This window comes from Desulfitobacterium elongatum, from assembly GCF_055378975.1.
This window is the reverse complement of the sequence record NZ_AP038772.1, coordinates 143,916-158,412: the sequence shown is the minus strand read 5'-3', so window position 1 is coordinate 158,412 and position 14,497 is coordinate 143,916. Positions and strand designations below refer to the sequence as shown.

Here is a 14,497-nt window from a genome sequence, read left to right as displayed (position 1 = left end):
ATTATATAACGCATATTCACTAAAGACCATTCATGCAACTGACTCAAAAAGCTTTCTTATCATTTCTATATAGATAATAATCATCCCTTCTTTTGATGTAACGGATGTATTTAAAAAAACAGAAGTAAGAGCCTGCCAAATGTACAATTGACAGGCTCTTACCCTTTTTAAGAATTTACGCTCAAGGACTGAAAAAATTATTTTCTTGTAATAACAGCTCTCACCGCTTCTACTACTTCTTTCTTCGTCAAGCCGTACTTCTCCAATAACTCAAGAGGTCGGCCGGATTCGCCGAAGGTATCTTTAAGTCCAACACGTACCATTGGAGTCGGTGCATTTTCTCCTAGAACTTCTGCGACAGCGCTACCTAATCCACCGATAATGTTGTGTTCTTCGGCTGTGACAACAGCTCCGGTTTTTTGAGCATAGGAAATTATAGTCTCTGCGTCGAGGGGCTTCACAGATGCGACGTTAACCACTGCCACCTTAATTCCTTCAGCCTCGAGTTCTTGTGCAGCCTCTAAAGCAGCTACAACCATGACCCCATTCGCGAAGACGACTACATCTGAGCCCTCTCGAACGACATTAGCCTTCCCGATTTCAAACGTGTAATTTTCGTCAAACAAGAGAGGAACATCGAGCCGTCCCATCCGAATATAGACCGGACCTTTATACTGAGCTGCAGCATAGATTACCTGACGGGTTTCTTCTCCATCCGCTGGCACTAGAACGGTCATATTCGGGAGAGCACGCATGATAGCAACGTCCTCAATCGCTTGGTGGGATCCGCCATCTTCCCCTACTGTTACACCAGCATGTGTGGCTGCGATTTTGACATTGAGCTTTGGATACGCGACGGAATTCCTAATTTGCTCGAATGCTCTCCCCGTAGCAAAGACAGCGAAAGTGCTTGCAAAGGGAATCTTACCCGCTGCAGCGAAACCAGCCGCTGTTCCGATAAGGTTAGCTTCCGCAATTCCCATATTGAAAAAGCGTTCTGGGTACTGCTTTGAAAAATCTGCTGTTTTCGTGGACTTGGAAAGATCTGCGTCTAAAACGACAATATCTTGATTCTCTTCTCCTAAGGCGACCAGAGCCTTCCCGTAGGCATCGCGTGTTGCTTGTTTAGCCAAGGTGAGCCGCCTCCTCTCTCAATTCTGTTAGAGCTTGTTCTGCTTGTTCTGCACTCGGTGCATTGCCATGCCAACTCGCTTGGTTTTCCATAAAGGAAATTCCTTTTCCCTTGATTGTCTTTGCAATGAGAATCGTTGGCTTTCCTTTGGTCGCTTTTGCTTCGGCAAAGGCAGCAAGTAGGCCTTCAATATCATGCCCGTCCACTTCAAGGACATTCCAACCAAACGCCCGCCATTTATCCGGAAGTGGATTGGAGGACATGACGCTATCGGTGGTCCCATCAATTTGCAGACCGTTAAAATCAAGAACGGCAGTCACGTTATCCAGTTTATAGTGAGCAGCTGCCATAGCTGCTTCCCAGACTTGCCCTTCAGCCATTTCCCCATCACCGAGTACAACGTAAACCCGGTAGTCCTTCTTGTCCAGCTTCCCAGCGAGAGCCATTCCATTCGCTGCGGAAAGTCCCTGGCCAAGTGAACCCGTAGACATGTCAACTCCTGGCGTTTTCTTCATATCGGGATGACCTTGTAGCATACGACCAGTTTGACGGAGTCCTAATAGCTCTTCCTTAGGGAAAAATCCTTTCTCCGCTAATGCCGCATATAGCACCGGTGCAGCATGCCCTTTTGCCAAGACAAAGCGGTCACGATCCGCCCAATGAGGTTCCTCTGGTCTCACCTTCATTTCATGGAAGTACAACACAGAAAGTACATCTGCAGAAGATAAACTTCCGCCCGGATGGCCTGACTTAGCCGGTAAAAGCATGGTAATGATGTCCTGGCGAATTTGATTAGCCTTGCGTTTCAGTTCAAGAACTGACAAGAGAATCCCTCCAATTCGTTTTTGCTTGGTAATTACATGAATATCTAGCTAAAAAGACTTCAACAGACCCGATAACGTAGCTTTTCGCGCAGAACGAAATCCGTCGTAGGATTTCGGCCTTAGCTGAACGACTTCTAGCGGATGGGCGGTACAGCGAACGGAGCTTTTCGAAGGTTAGCGGCGCCACCGGTTCACTTGCAGTAAGCAGAAAGGTTTTGCAACGAAAGTGTCCAGTGGACATTTTCGCCCGAGGCGGCATTCCACAAATGATACTCATCCGCTGAAGGTGCTCCTTCGGAAGCAAGTAAGCTAGCCCTGGAGCTAATGAGTGAACGCTGCGCGAAAAGCTACTTGCCCGAGCTTTCACGTTTCGTAGCTACTAAAAAATCCTATGTAAAGATAATTCCATGCGATAAGGCTTGGCTTTTACGCCAAGCCCTATTATTTACTGAACCGTCTTAGTCATTTGCAAATAAGCGGCAATGAATTCATCAATCTCTCCATCCATGACAGCGCCAGTATTTGCTGTCTCAACATTCGTCCGATGATCCTTCACCATGTTATAGGGATGGAAGACATAAGAGCGAATTTGGCTGCCCCAAGCAATTTCTTGCTGTTCGCCTCGGATCTCAGAAATTTCCTCTTTCTGCTGCTTGCGCTTCAATTCTAACAGCTTTGCCTGCAAGATACGCATGCAATAGGCCCGATTCTGAATCTGGGAACGCTCACTCTGAGATTGAACAACAATTCCAGTTGGCAAGTGAGTAATCCGTACTGCAGAGTCTGTCTTATTGACGTGCTGACCGCCTGCACCTCCAGAACGATAGGTATCCACCTTTAGGTCTTCGGGATTAATCGCTATCTCTTGATCATCCTCCGTGACTTCGGGAATAACGTCTACAGAGGCAAACGAGGTATGACGTCGACCCGAAGCATCAAATGGGGAAATCCGCACAAGGCGATGAACCCCTTTTTCCCCTTTGGAATAGCCGTAGGCATTTTCACCAGAATAAGATAAGGTCACACTTTTAATTCCTGCTTCATCACCTGGGAGCAAGTCCATCGTCTCCACTTTGTAGCCCTGACGCTCCCCATAACGGACATACATACGGTAAAGCATTGAAACCCAATCTTGTGCTTCCGTACCACCTGCCCCTGCATGGAGGGTCAGAATTGCATTGTTCCTGTCATACGGATCACTTAAGAGAATCTCTAACTCTAAACTATCTAAATGGTGTTGAAGCTTTTTGACTCCGTCTTCAATCTCCGGTTCAAGAGACTCATCGTTCTCTTCTACTGCCAATTGATAAAGAGTCATTTGATCTTCTAACTGTTTCTGTAACTCATAATACATCTTAACCTTACCTTGATTAAAGGAGAGCTCTTGCATCGTTTTCTGGGCTGATTCTGGATCATCCCAGAAATCCGGTCTCTGGAGTTCTATCTCCAAAAGGCTTACTTTATCCTCTCGCTGAGCGACGTCAAAGAGAAACCCTCAGATCTGCCAAGCGCACTTCTAAGCTTTCCAGCTCTTTCTTCCAATCGAATATCACTTAACGTTCACCGTCCCTATATCTATTTCAGTGGGACTTCAAATGGTCATAAAAAACTCCATTTAAAGTAAGTTTGCTTTATTACTCTTCTGCTCCACAGCATTTCTTATATTTCTTACCACTACCGCAAGGGCAGGGGTCATTGCGTCCAATCTGTGGACCCTCATTATGAACTGGACGAGCAGCTTGTTCCTCATCTCGGTTCGTGTGAACATGCTGAGGTTCTTCAGGTGCTTGCTCCGCAACTTGTGGAGTCACTCTCATCAAGTAACGAACAGTATCCTCTTGAATCATACTAATCATACCTTGGAACATATCATACGCTTCATGCTTATACTCAACCAACGGATTTTTCTGTCCGTAGGCGCGAAGACCAATTCCCTCACGCAGCATATCCATCGCGTCAAGATGATCCATCCACTTAGTATCCACGACTTGAAGCGTGACAGCCCGCTCGATTTCGCGCATAAGGTTTTCTCCGAAAGCATTCTCACGCGCGTCGTAGTGAGCATGAGCTTTATCGAGGAGCAATTCAACAACTTCTTCTTTGTTCATGTTTATAATTTGATCTGCAGTAATATCATGATTCGGCAAGAAGATGTTATCAATATACTCAAGGAAACTAGTCATATCCCACTCTTCCGTGTAAGGACTTTGAGCACTGAATATCTCTACGGTATCTGTGACGACCTTGTCCAACATCTCCAGAATACTATCGCGGAGGTTTTCACCCATGAGAACCTGGCGGCGTTGGGCATAAATAACTTCACGCTGCAGGTTCATGACATCGTCATAATCAAGGACGTTCTTACGAATCTCAAAGTTCCGGTTTTCTACCCGACGCTGAGCCGTTTCAATGGAGCGAGAAATCATCTTGGATGTAATCGGGATGCTATCATCCATACCCAGTTTATCCATGACTCCCATGATGTTCTCTGCACCAAAAAGACGCATAAGGTCATCTTCCAAAGAAATGAAGAACTGAGAAGATCCCGGGTCCCCTTGACGACCTGCACGACCACGCAGCTGATTATCAATCCGGCGGGATTCATGGCGCTCTGTTCCTATGATATGCAAACCACCCAAGGATGGTACCTCTTGACCGAGGATAATATCTGTACCCCGTCCGGCCATGTTCGTTGCAATCGTGACCATATCTTTCAAGCCTGCACCTGCGATGATCTCGGCCTCTTTCTCATGGAACTTCGCATTGAGGACCTGATGGGGCACTCCACGCCGTTCGAGCATTCCACTTAAGCGCTCTGACTTTTCAACAGAAACCGTTCCTACAAGTACGGGTTGTCCCTTTTTATGGCGCTCTATGATTTCCTCAACAACCGCCTTAAATTTACCTTCTTCAGTCCGGTAAACAACGTCAGGGATATCCTCACGAATCATAGGCATGTTGGTCGGAATCTCAACGACATCCAATTTATAGATTTTCTTAAACTCTGGTTCTTCAGTCATCGCCGTACCAGTCATCCCGGAAAGCTTTTCAAACATCCGGAAATAATTCTGGAAGGTAATCGTCGCCAGAGTTTGTGATTCCTTCTCAATCTTAACCTTTTCTTTCGCTTCGATGGCCTGATGTAGGCCCTCACTGTAACGACGTCCAAACATAAGTCGACCCGTAAATTCATCGACAATAATAACTTGACCATCTTTGACTACGTAATCCCGATCGCGTTTAAATAGACCATGGGCTTTGAGAGCTTGGTTTACGTGGTGAGACAGTTCAGTATGAATATCATCATAGAGGTTCTCAACCCCCATCATGGTTTCAACACGGCTAACCCCCTGCTCAGTGAGGGTAACCACACGATCCTTTTCATTTACATTATAATCTTCTTCAGGCTTCAAACGAGGAATCACCATAGCCACTCGGTAGTAAAGCTCGGTAGGCTTGTCCGCTTCACCCGAAATAATCAATGGAGTTCGTGCTTCATCAATTAAAATGGAGTCTACTTCATCGACAATCGCAAAGTGAAGTTCACGCTGAACGAGTCCATCTGGACGAGTAACCATGTTATCCCGAAGGTAGTCAAAGCCGAATTCATTGTTTGTTCCATACGTAATATCAGCAGCATAACCATCACGCCGCTGAGTATAGTTTAAGCCGTGTACAATGAGCCCTACAGATAACCCTAAGAACTGATGGATTCGTCCCATCATCTCGCTGTCACGCCGGGCAAGGTAATCATTCACGGTAACAATGTGAACGCCCCTACCGGTTAACGCGTTCAAATAGGCAGGTAGTGTGGCGACAAGCGTTTTACCTTCACCAGTACGCATCTCAGCAATCCGACCATCATGAAGAACCATTCCGCCTATGAGCTGAACATCATAATGTCTTTGTCCATTGACACGCAACGAGGCCTCTCGTACCACTGCAAATGCTTCGGGTAAGAGGCTATCTAGACTTTCCCCATTTTCAAGTCGTTGCTTGAATTCATCGGTCTTTGCACGCAACTCATCATCAGTCAGTGCCTTAATCTCTGGTTCAAGTGAATTAATCACTTCAACCTTTTTCTGATATTTCTTGATCTCACGGCCATTATCATCGAATAATTTATCTAAGAACCCCATTACTGATCCACCTTTCCATCCGTCCAAGGGTATCATCTCATTTTAGCATTCTCACTTACGTGGCGCAACTCCAATGCCACATTATAACATAAGAAATCCTTCACATATACACTAACAAAAATGGCCCACCTAAGTGGGCCATTCCAGTAATTTAGGATTTAAATATCGATTTGTTCGATCCTTCGATCAAACTTCAGGTTCGAGCAACCCATAGTCTCCATTTTTCCGCCGATAGACCACATTAATCTGTTGACTATCCATATTAGTGAAAGCGTAGAAATTATGTCCAACAAGATTCATCTGCATAATCGCCTCTTCAACGGACATTGGTTTAACCCCAAACTTCTTGTTCCGTACGATTTCTTCCTTATCATCGTCTGGAAGCGTAGGATGTTCGGTCTCATGATCCTTTAAGACTTTGCTACGCATCCGCTTGTTAATCCGAGTACGGTACTTATCAATTTGGCGTTCTAACTTTTCGATGACCAAATCAATCGACGCATACATATCAGCGCTTTCTTCTTCCCCACGGAGAATAATCCCGTGAATGGGTGCAGTTACCTCGACGCGATGGCGACCTTCTTCGACTAGCAGGGTTACTTTAACATCCATAAACTCATCGGAGTATTTCTCGAGTTTTCCTACCCTTTTCAAGACATACTCTTTTAGGGCATCGGTTACTTCCATTTGTTTACCGCGAATACTGATGTTCATAGTGAAACCCCCTTTTTATCTGCTTAAATATAATATTCCCGCTTTAAGACAAAAATCCTTCCACATTTTTCTCCTCTCTTGAACTTATTTTCCAGTGAATAAAAAAAGAGAATCGTTGTAAATTATTACAACAATTCTCTTTTTTATGCTCTTTTCCTTACTTGTAAATCCTGTAAGTAATGTATTGAATAATTTCGTTTGAACAATCTACGTTCTGCTATAAAGCAATGACTCCAGAATTCTTAAAGCAAACTATAGTCCGCTCGAGATTATCTGATACTCACGTTAGAAGCTTGTTCTCCACGGGGCCCTTGGATGATATCAAATTCAACACCCTGACCTTCTTCAAGTGTACGGAAACCGTCCCCCGAAATCGAAGAAAAATGCACAAATATATCCGCTCCATGCTCACCTTCGATAAATCCATACCCTTTTTGTTTACTGAACCACTTCACTTTACCCAACACTAAAAAACACCCTCCTTGATACTTGGCACCTACAGGGGGTTCCCTTTTTAGAAAACTATCCCCTAAGCCTCTTATGAGAGGATAACCAATGTATGGATATTTTAAACCTTATTTCCAGAAAAACTGTCCAGAAAGACCTAATGAAAAAGGCACCCGATAAGGTTCGAGTGCTTTATTAATTCCTTATAGAATTTTACTCAGAAAGGACTGAGTCCGAGGATTCTTAGGATTCCCAAAAAGCTCTTCTGGGGAGCCCTCCTCCATGATAACCCCTTCATCCATGAAGATTACACGATCCCCCACTTCACGAGCAAAGCCCATTTCATGAGTCACTACCACCATGGTCATTCCTTCCCGGGCGAGATCCTTCATAACTGCTAGAACTTCCCCGACCATTTCGGGGTCAAGGGCAGAGGTCGGTTCATCAAAGAGCATAATTTTCGGTTTCATAGCCAAAGCTCGAGCAATTGCGACCCGTTGCTGCTGTCCGCCGGAAAGGCGGTCGGGGTACTCATTAGCTTTATCCTCCAGCCCAACTTTTTGTAAAAGTGCAAGTCCCACTGATTCTGCTTCTTTCTTATTCGTCTTACGGACAATTTCTGGGGCAAGAATAACATTTTGTAATGCCGTCATATGGGGAAAAAGGTTAAAGCGTTGAAAGACCATTCCCACTTCCCGTCGAATGGCATTAACATTTGTGTCAGAATTCAGGGGGATTCCATCGACTATAATCTTACCTTGGGTCGTCTCCTCTAACTTATTTAGGCACCTTAGAAACGTACTCTTGCCTGATCCACTCGGGCCAATGACGACGACAACCTCTTTCTCTTCAATATGGCAATCTATTCCTCGAAGAACTTCAAGTTTGCCGAAGTTTTTATGCAAATTTTTAACGTGAATCACTCTTACCAAGTCTCCTCTCTGTATAATTCACGAATCGAGAAAGGACCAAGGTCATGACAAGGTAGAATAAGGCAACCTCCAAGTAAATCACGAAAGGCTGAACTGTCCGACCTACAATAATCTTTCCAGTATACATCAGATCCTCTAGGGCGATAATCGCAACAAGGGAAGAATCCTTTAGCAAGGCAATAAACTCATTTCCTAATGGAGGAATGACTCTCTTAAAGGCTTGAGGAAGAATGATGTAACGCATGGCCTGACCTTGTGTCATTCCTAAGGAACGAGCTGCTTCGGTCTGTCCTCTATCTATAGACTGAATCCCCGACCGGAAAATCTCTGCAATATATGCTCCTGAGTTAAGCCCCATTGCTGAGATTCCAGCGATAAACTGATAATTGTCAGGCGTTTGAAATCCTAAAAGCTGCGGAGCTGCAAAATAGACCATGAGGATTTGCACAAGGAGCGGTGTTCCTCTGAAAAAGTCTACATAGGCAATGGCAAATCCGCGAAATAAACGGTTACTGGATAAGCGCATTAAAGAAATGAACAAGCCAATAACTATCCCTATTAGCACGGCTCCGGCTGTAAGTTCTAGGGTTATGACTGTTCCTTTAAGTAAGGGCTTAAAGCTCTCAGCCATTAGTTCCCAACGAAGTGTCCCCACACCAAAATCCTCCTTTTATATCAATATCTCATTCTAAGTGCTCTTCCGATAATTATACATTTCATCGGAATTCTATTCAATACGCTTAAAAACTATGTTCTAAGAAGTTTGTCCCTGTTTCAGGATTTTTATCGAACGCTAAAGAAATATAGGCGCCCAGAAATTACTCTGAACGCCTAGATCAATTTTCTTTGAGAACTTGCTCACTTTATTCGAATTGAGGGGCATCCTCATTGAACCATTTCTTATAAATTTCATTATATTTCCCTGAAGACTTAAGGTTTTTCAAAGAAGCATTTAGTTTTGCCTGAAGTTCGGAGTTCCCCTTCTTGACAGCAATTCCATAATACTCTTTTGGGAAGTCTCCTTTGATGTATTCGATATTTGCGTTCGGATTTTGCTTAATAAAATAAAGTACAACAGGTGAGTCTGCAACCACTGCATCTAGTCCACCATTGATGAGATCATTCATAGCATCCGGAATGGCCTCGTACTTCTTTGGATTGATGTTCATTGCTTCCAAAACAGTCTGACCGGTTGTTGAATTCTGGACCCCGATACGCTTTCCTTTTAGGTCCTCAACGCTCTTAATGGGAGAGCCTTTCTTAACAGCAATCAATTGAGTAGCCATAAGATATTTATCGCTGAAGTCTAAACTTGCTTCACGTTCGGGTGTGATTGTCATAGCTGCAATCACTGCATCGTATTTACCAACTTGAAGCGAGGGCATCAACCCATCGAACGAAGAATTTTCGAATTGAGCAGTATACCCCATATCTGTAGCAATTGCCTTAATCAAGTCCACATCAAAACCAATCGGCTGATTCTGAGCATCCGTAAACTCAAACGGAGCAAAGGTAGGATCAGTCCCAATTTTAAGTACTTTAGCGCTATCTGTACTTCCACCTGTAGCCCCTTGGCCTGAAGTACTCGGAGCACTTGAACTACCACATCCTGTTAATGCAAAAGTTAGAACTACAATAGCTGCTAATGGCTTAAACCATTTCCTTTTCATGATCTTTTCTCCTTTTGTAATACTATTTCCATGGTCCTTAACTTTTGAAAAACTATATTATTTCTAAAAAGTATAAGTATGGAACGGAAGTAATTATACAGAGTAACGGAATATTATTCAACAGGTTTTTTTTAGCATGAACCTATGTAGATATTTTAAAGACTTTTAGAGAAAGGAAAAACGCCTAGCGAAGCTAGGCGTTCAAGACGTTTTCATTTTGATATTAGGGAAACTTTTAGAATTTGGGTGCGTTTTCGTTAAACCATTTCTTATAGATGTCGTTATATTTCCCGTTTTCTTTAAACTTTTTCAGAGTCGCATTGTATTTATCTGCGAGTTCCTTGTTTTCCTTTTTGAAGGCAGCTCCAAAATATTCTTTGGGGAAGTTTCCAGAAACGGCTTGGATATTCTTATCTGGGTTTTGCTTGTTAAAGTAGAGGATTACAGGAGCGTCTGCTACTACTGCATCTACTCCACCATTGATCATATCATTAATCGCATCACCCACGGTTTCGAACTTTTTAGGAGTGATTCCCAACCCTTCAACGACATCCTGACCCGTTGTTGCTTGTTGGACTGCTACCCTTTTACCTTTTAAATCAGCTTCAGATTTAATGCTTGAGCCTTTCTTCACGGCGATATACTGAGTGGATTCAAAATTCTTATCACTGAATAGCACAGATTTTGCACGGTCTTCTGTAATAGTCATCGCAGAGACAATAGCATCATATTTCCCGTTCGTGAGAGCTGCGATTAAACCATCGAAGGAAGCTGATTCGAAATCAACTTTGTACCCCATGTCTTTACCAATCTCAGTCATTAAATCGATATCAAATCCTGTGGGCTTCTGGTTAACATCCATAAATTCAAAAGGAGCATATTCAATTGCGGAACCAACTTTTAATACTTTCTCAGAGGGTGCTCCTCCACCCGTTGCAGCATTCCCTGCAGGAGCGGCAGTTTGTTGACCTCCACAACCCGTGAGGGCAAGTAAACTCATCATAACAACACTAACAATTCCAACGCGAAATAACTTTTTCATCTATCCCACATCTCCCTTTTTTCTCAAAGTTCCTCTTCTTTTGTTTGAAATCTGTATTTGAACCGTCTCGATGTTTATTATTATACATATGAATGTAATTTTATGCAATACCCTTCAATTAAAATTTTTAGAGGTTTTTTAAATACTATAATGTAATAAATAAAAGAGCACTGGGAAAATCCCAATGCTCTCTCTTATATTCTCGTTTAAATGATTAGCGAGCTACACGGTGGTTTTGGTAGCAATCGCGGCAGTAAACGGGACGATCAGAAGTTGGTTGAAATGGAACTTGAGTCTCTACGCCACACTCTGCACAAACAACAGTGTACATTTCGCGTTGACGAGGCTCAGCATTGTTCCGGCTTGCTTTGCGTGCATTGCGGCAATCGCGGCAACGTTGTGGCTCGTTCTCGAAACCTTTTTCAGCATAGAATTCTTGCTCTCCCACTGTGAAAGTGAAGGTAGTTCCGCAGTCTTTGCATACTAGCTCTTTGTCTTGAAACGCCATGAAGAAAATCCCCCATACATTAAAAAATAGTAACAGACTTACGCCTATCCGTTCCCTATTATACCATTGATTGGTTATACTGAACAGTCCTTTTTCGAGTCCCTTATTGAGCCTTTTTTCATGCTATTCCCTACTTTTTTTCAAGCCCTGCTGCCAAGGTTAAGCCAAAAACCTCTTTTGCCCCGCTTTGCTTTAGCTCTGTGGCGCAGGCTTCCAGTGTTGTACCGGTTGTAGTAACATCATCGATTATCCAGATTCTTGCGTCGCGAATTCTCCGAACATTATCATGTGAAGGGACATAAAATGCGCCTCTCAGATTTTGCAATCGTTCACTACGACTTAACCCCACTTGCGGAACATTTATACTGGTCCGCTCCAGCACTTCTAGCAATGGAATTCCTAGCTCCCAATGGAGGAGGGAGGCAATCCCCGCGGCTTGATTGAAGCCACGCTCGGCTATGCGTTCAAGATGCATGGGCACCGGAACTAGAAAGTTCGGGGGAGGAAGTTTATCTATTGCCCAAGTTGCTAAGGGCTGTGCTATCCTTTTCAACCGATAAGGCTGGGACTTAAACTTGACTACCTGAATGAACTCTCGCCAAGCTCCGGTATAGTGTCCCCAGGCAACGACTTTGTCGAGTCCCTTTGGTCCTCGTCCTTCTTCACAGTCTTTACATTCTATATGGTCTTGTAAAATTAACTTCCCACAGCGGATACATCGACCTAGTTCTGGATGGAAATAGTTCTGCTCGCAGAGTGGGCAGATTTCCTTGCCCTCGATGATTGGGGTGTCGCAGAGGAGGCAGTTTCTTTGCTTCTCGTATAGAAGGGACTGGGTGAGCTCTTTGAGGTCAGTCCAGAGGGTGGATGTACGGTTAAGGGGCATTTTGAGTGGCCTCCTTTCTCGGGTTCAGAAGTTAGCCTTGTAGTTTGTCTCCAGGATTTTGCTTCACAACGGTTACTCAGTAAGCTACACGGACCAATCTATACGCTCAAGTTCTCCGCTCCGTCGGGTCCACTTTCAGCCGTTAAGCTATCTCTTGAGCGTGCGGCTTCGGGCGAAACCCTCCACCGGAGGCTTTCGTCACCGGAGGCTTTCGTGGCTAAATCGTCTCCCGATAGTACTGCTATCGCACTTGTTGACTCATAGCCGGTTGGAAACGTCCATGTTTCCAACCCGACTCCGCTACGACCTTTTCGAGAAGATTGGTAGCCGCTCGCTTAAAAGGCGTTCCCTTATGTAAAGCAAAATCCTTAGGTAGTTTTTGAGATATTTGCTCTAGTCACAAATTTTACTTTGCTAGTCGATTAGCCCCTGCTTCATCGCCAGAGCATTCTGCTCCTCAATCCAGCGAATTGCCTTTTCAATCGCAGGTGTCTGCTTCTTGGCTAGAAAAAGTACGCTTCCTTCAGGATTTTCTTGCGTCCTACCTACTCGACCTGCCATTTGCACTAAGGCTCTTTCATCAAAAACCTCATGATTCGCTGCTAGAACGATGACTTGGGCATCGGGTACTGTTACCCCTCGTTCGAGAATGGAGGTACTTACGAAGAGGCGAAAGCCCTTCTTCCTTAGCCCTTCAATCTTTTCCCTTCGCTGCGGATCTGAACTATAGCTCCCTGAGATTCCCCACTGGGGGAACTCCTTATGTAGCAGGTCCACCAAGGGATCGACCCAGGATATTTTCGGGACAAAGAGAAGAACGGGCCCTGATTGTGCTAAATCATTGATCGAACGGGATAGTATTCCGATTTCCTTCCCTATTTTCAAGGGCTTTTCATGCTCAACATCCCAAGAAAATTTAATCCATTTTGGGACAGGGAGCGCCCTTCGGTGATGCCGCGCTGGAAGGCGAACCATTCTCATTTCCCCTTGCCTTACCTTCTCCAAGCTATCTGAGGACGGAGTTGCAGTGAGATAGACTATTTTTCCAGAGGGTTTTAAGGCTTGCTGAAGGCCCCAAGCCAAGGCCGTATTTCCGTGGTAGGGGAAAGCATCCATCTCATCTAGGAAAATGAGATCAAACGATTGATAGAAACGTAGAACTTGGTGTGTCGTTGCAAGCACGAATTTTGCCGATGCAAAGCGTTCCTGGCTTGTCCCAGTTAAGACACTTAGATCTAAGCCGGGGAAATCTCTCTTGAGTCTCGGTGCTACATCAAGTACTACATCTTGGCGTGGAGCGGCGAACAAGACTTTTAGTCCTTGGTTCAAGGCCCAAGCTGCCGCAGGAAAACACACCTCTGTTTTTCCTGCCCCACAGGCTGCCCAGAGTAAGATCTTTTTTTCATGCTTTTTACTTTCTAGCGAAACATCCTTTGAGACATAATCTAATACTTCCTGACTTGCCTGCTTTTGTGCTGAGCTAAGTTCCCAGTGTGGAGAAAAACCAATGGATTCATTCCTACACCCTGAGATAGCTTGACTGCCATGGCTACTTAGTTTCTCGAGTGGTTCACGTTCACTAGAACAACTTCGGCTTGGATGACATCGGTAGAGCACTTGAAGTGAGCTCAAGGCACCAATGGACGCGCAGGAGGGGCAGGTTGCTGCTACACCATAAATACTTGGCCATTCCTCGATATGAGTCTCCCCACAGCGCTGACAGCTCCAACCGCTCCCTTCCTTATGTACAGCGGGAATCCATTCAGCTCTGCCGCGCCAGACTTGCTTCTCACAGAATTCGATAACTTCCGAGAAGGTAAGACCGCTCTCATTTCCTAATCGTTGCAGATCAACTTCAGAGAGTTGTCGCCCTTCAATGCGTATAGATAATTTTTCTTCCTTTTGAATTGTTCTTTTGTCATTCATTTTTGAGTCTGAAGTATTTACGCGCTCCCATCGCCAATTCTGGGCAGATAATCCAGGAGCACTCTGCAAGGCTTTGAGGATATCGTTTCTTTCTCTCTGTTTTCCGCTAAGCTTAGTAGGCTTAAGCAGATTCTGGGCAAATGCCAGCGGTAAGCCAGGCAATAAAACCTCGGAGTTCTCTCCATGCCTGTCCACTTCTACTATAGGGGATATATGAAGTTCTCCCTCACCCCTGCACACGATATAAAAAAGCATCGAATCCGCCCCTCCGACTTAT

Annotated in this window: 14 protein-coding genes; all 14 read right to left on the bottom strand. The window is 44.5% G+C overall.

Features of this window, described 5'->3' with window-relative positions; genetic code table 11:
* Positions 1-197: 197 nt before the first annotated feature.
* A complete protein-coding gene (locus ACZ42W_RS00795; protein ID WP_464167715.1) occupies positions 198-1,133 on the bottom strand; it encodes a transketolase family protein in 936 nt (311 codons plus the stop codon).
* A complete protein-coding gene (locus ACZ42W_RS00790) occupies positions 1,126-1,956 on the bottom strand; it encodes a transketolase (protein ID WP_464167713.1) in 831 nt (276 codons plus the stop codon). The genes ACZ42W_RS00795 and ACZ42W_RS00790 overlap by 8 nt, the downstream gene beginning before the upstream one ends.
* 445 nt (positions 1,957-2,401) lie before the next feature.
* A protein-coding gene (prfB, locus tag ACZ42W_RS00785; protein ID WP_464167712.1) for a peptide chain release factor 2 occupies positions 2,402-3,509 on the bottom strand; the annotation gives its coding sequence in 2 pieces (ribosomal slippage) (positions 2,402-3,439 and positions 3,441-3,509; 1,107 coding nt in all).
* 81 nt (positions 3,510-3,590) lie between these two features.
* Positions 3,591-6,095, bottom strand: a complete 2,505-nt coding sequence (gene secA, locus ACZ42W_RS00780; RefSeq protein WP_464167711.1) for a preprotein translocase subunit SecA — start codon at positions 6,093-6,095, stop codon at positions 3,591-3,593.
* A gap of 186 nt (positions 6,096-6,281) precedes the next feature.
* Positions 6,282-6,809, bottom strand: a complete 528-nt coding sequence (hpf, locus tag ACZ42W_RS00775; protein ID WP_464167710.1) for a ribosome hibernation-promoting factor, HPF/YfiA family — start codon at positions 6,807-6,809, stop codon at positions 6,282-6,284.
* A 269-nt stretch (positions 6,810-7,078) separates the two neighbouring features.
* Entirely contained in the window at positions 7,079-7,276 is a 198-nt protein-coding gene (locus ACZ42W_RS00770) for a cold shock domain-containing protein (RefSeq protein ID WP_464167709.1), read from the bottom strand.
* 183 nt (positions 7,277-7,459) lie between these two features.
* Positions 7,460-8,179, bottom strand: coding sequence for an amino acid ABC transporter ATP-binding protein (locus ACZ42W_RS00765; RefSeq protein WP_464167708.1), 720 nt, complete (start codon positions 8,177-8,179; stop codon positions 7,460-7,462).
* The gene (locus ACZ42W_RS00760) at positions 8,166-8,819 is read right to left on the bottom strand and encodes an amino acid ABC transporter permease (RefSeq protein ID WP_464170832.1); all 654 of its coding nucleotides are present in this window, start codon (positions 8,817-8,819) and stop codon (positions 8,166-8,168) included. Before ACZ42W_RS00760 ends, ACZ42W_RS00765 begins: the two co-directional genes overlap by 14 nt.
* 232 nt (positions 8,820-9,051) lie before the next feature.
* A complete protein-coding gene (locus ACZ42W_RS00755) occupies positions 9,052-9,858 on the bottom strand; it encodes a basic amino acid ABC transporter substrate-binding protein (protein WP_464167707.1) in 807 nt (268 codons plus the stop codon).
* A 235-nt stretch (positions 9,859-10,093) separates the two neighbouring features.
* Complete coding sequence (locus tag ACZ42W_RS00750) at positions 10,094-10,900, bottom strand: basic amino acid ABC transporter substrate-binding protein (RefSeq protein WP_464167705.1); 807 nt, start codon at positions 10,898-10,900, stop codon at positions 10,094-10,096.
* Between the two features lie 214 nt (positions 10,901-11,114).
* Positions 11,115-11,408: a zinc-ribbon domain containing protein gene (locus tag ACZ42W_RS00745; protein ID WP_464167704.1), complete on the bottom strand. Its 294-nt coding sequence runs from the start codon at positions 11,406-11,408 to the stop codon at positions 11,115-11,117.
* Between the two features lie 130 nt (positions 11,409-11,538).
* Positions 11,539-12,294: a ComF family protein gene (locus ACZ42W_RS00740; protein WP_464167703.1), complete on the bottom strand. Its 756-nt coding sequence runs from the start codon at positions 12,292-12,294 to the stop codon at positions 11,539-11,541.
* 98 nt (positions 12,295-12,392) lie between these two features.
* The gene (locus tag ACZ42W_RS00735; RefSeq protein WP_464167701.1) at positions 12,393-12,584 is read right to left on the bottom strand and encodes a hypothetical protein; all 192 of its coding nucleotides are present in this window, start codon (positions 12,582-12,584) and stop codon (positions 12,393-12,395) included.
* A 124-nt stretch (positions 12,585-12,708) separates the two neighbouring features.
* Entirely contained in the window at positions 12,709-14,475 is a 1,767-nt protein-coding gene (locus ACZ42W_RS00730) for a DEAD/DEAH box helicase family protein (protein WP_464167699.1), read from the bottom strand.
* Positions 14,476-14,497 lie beyond the last annotated feature (22 nt).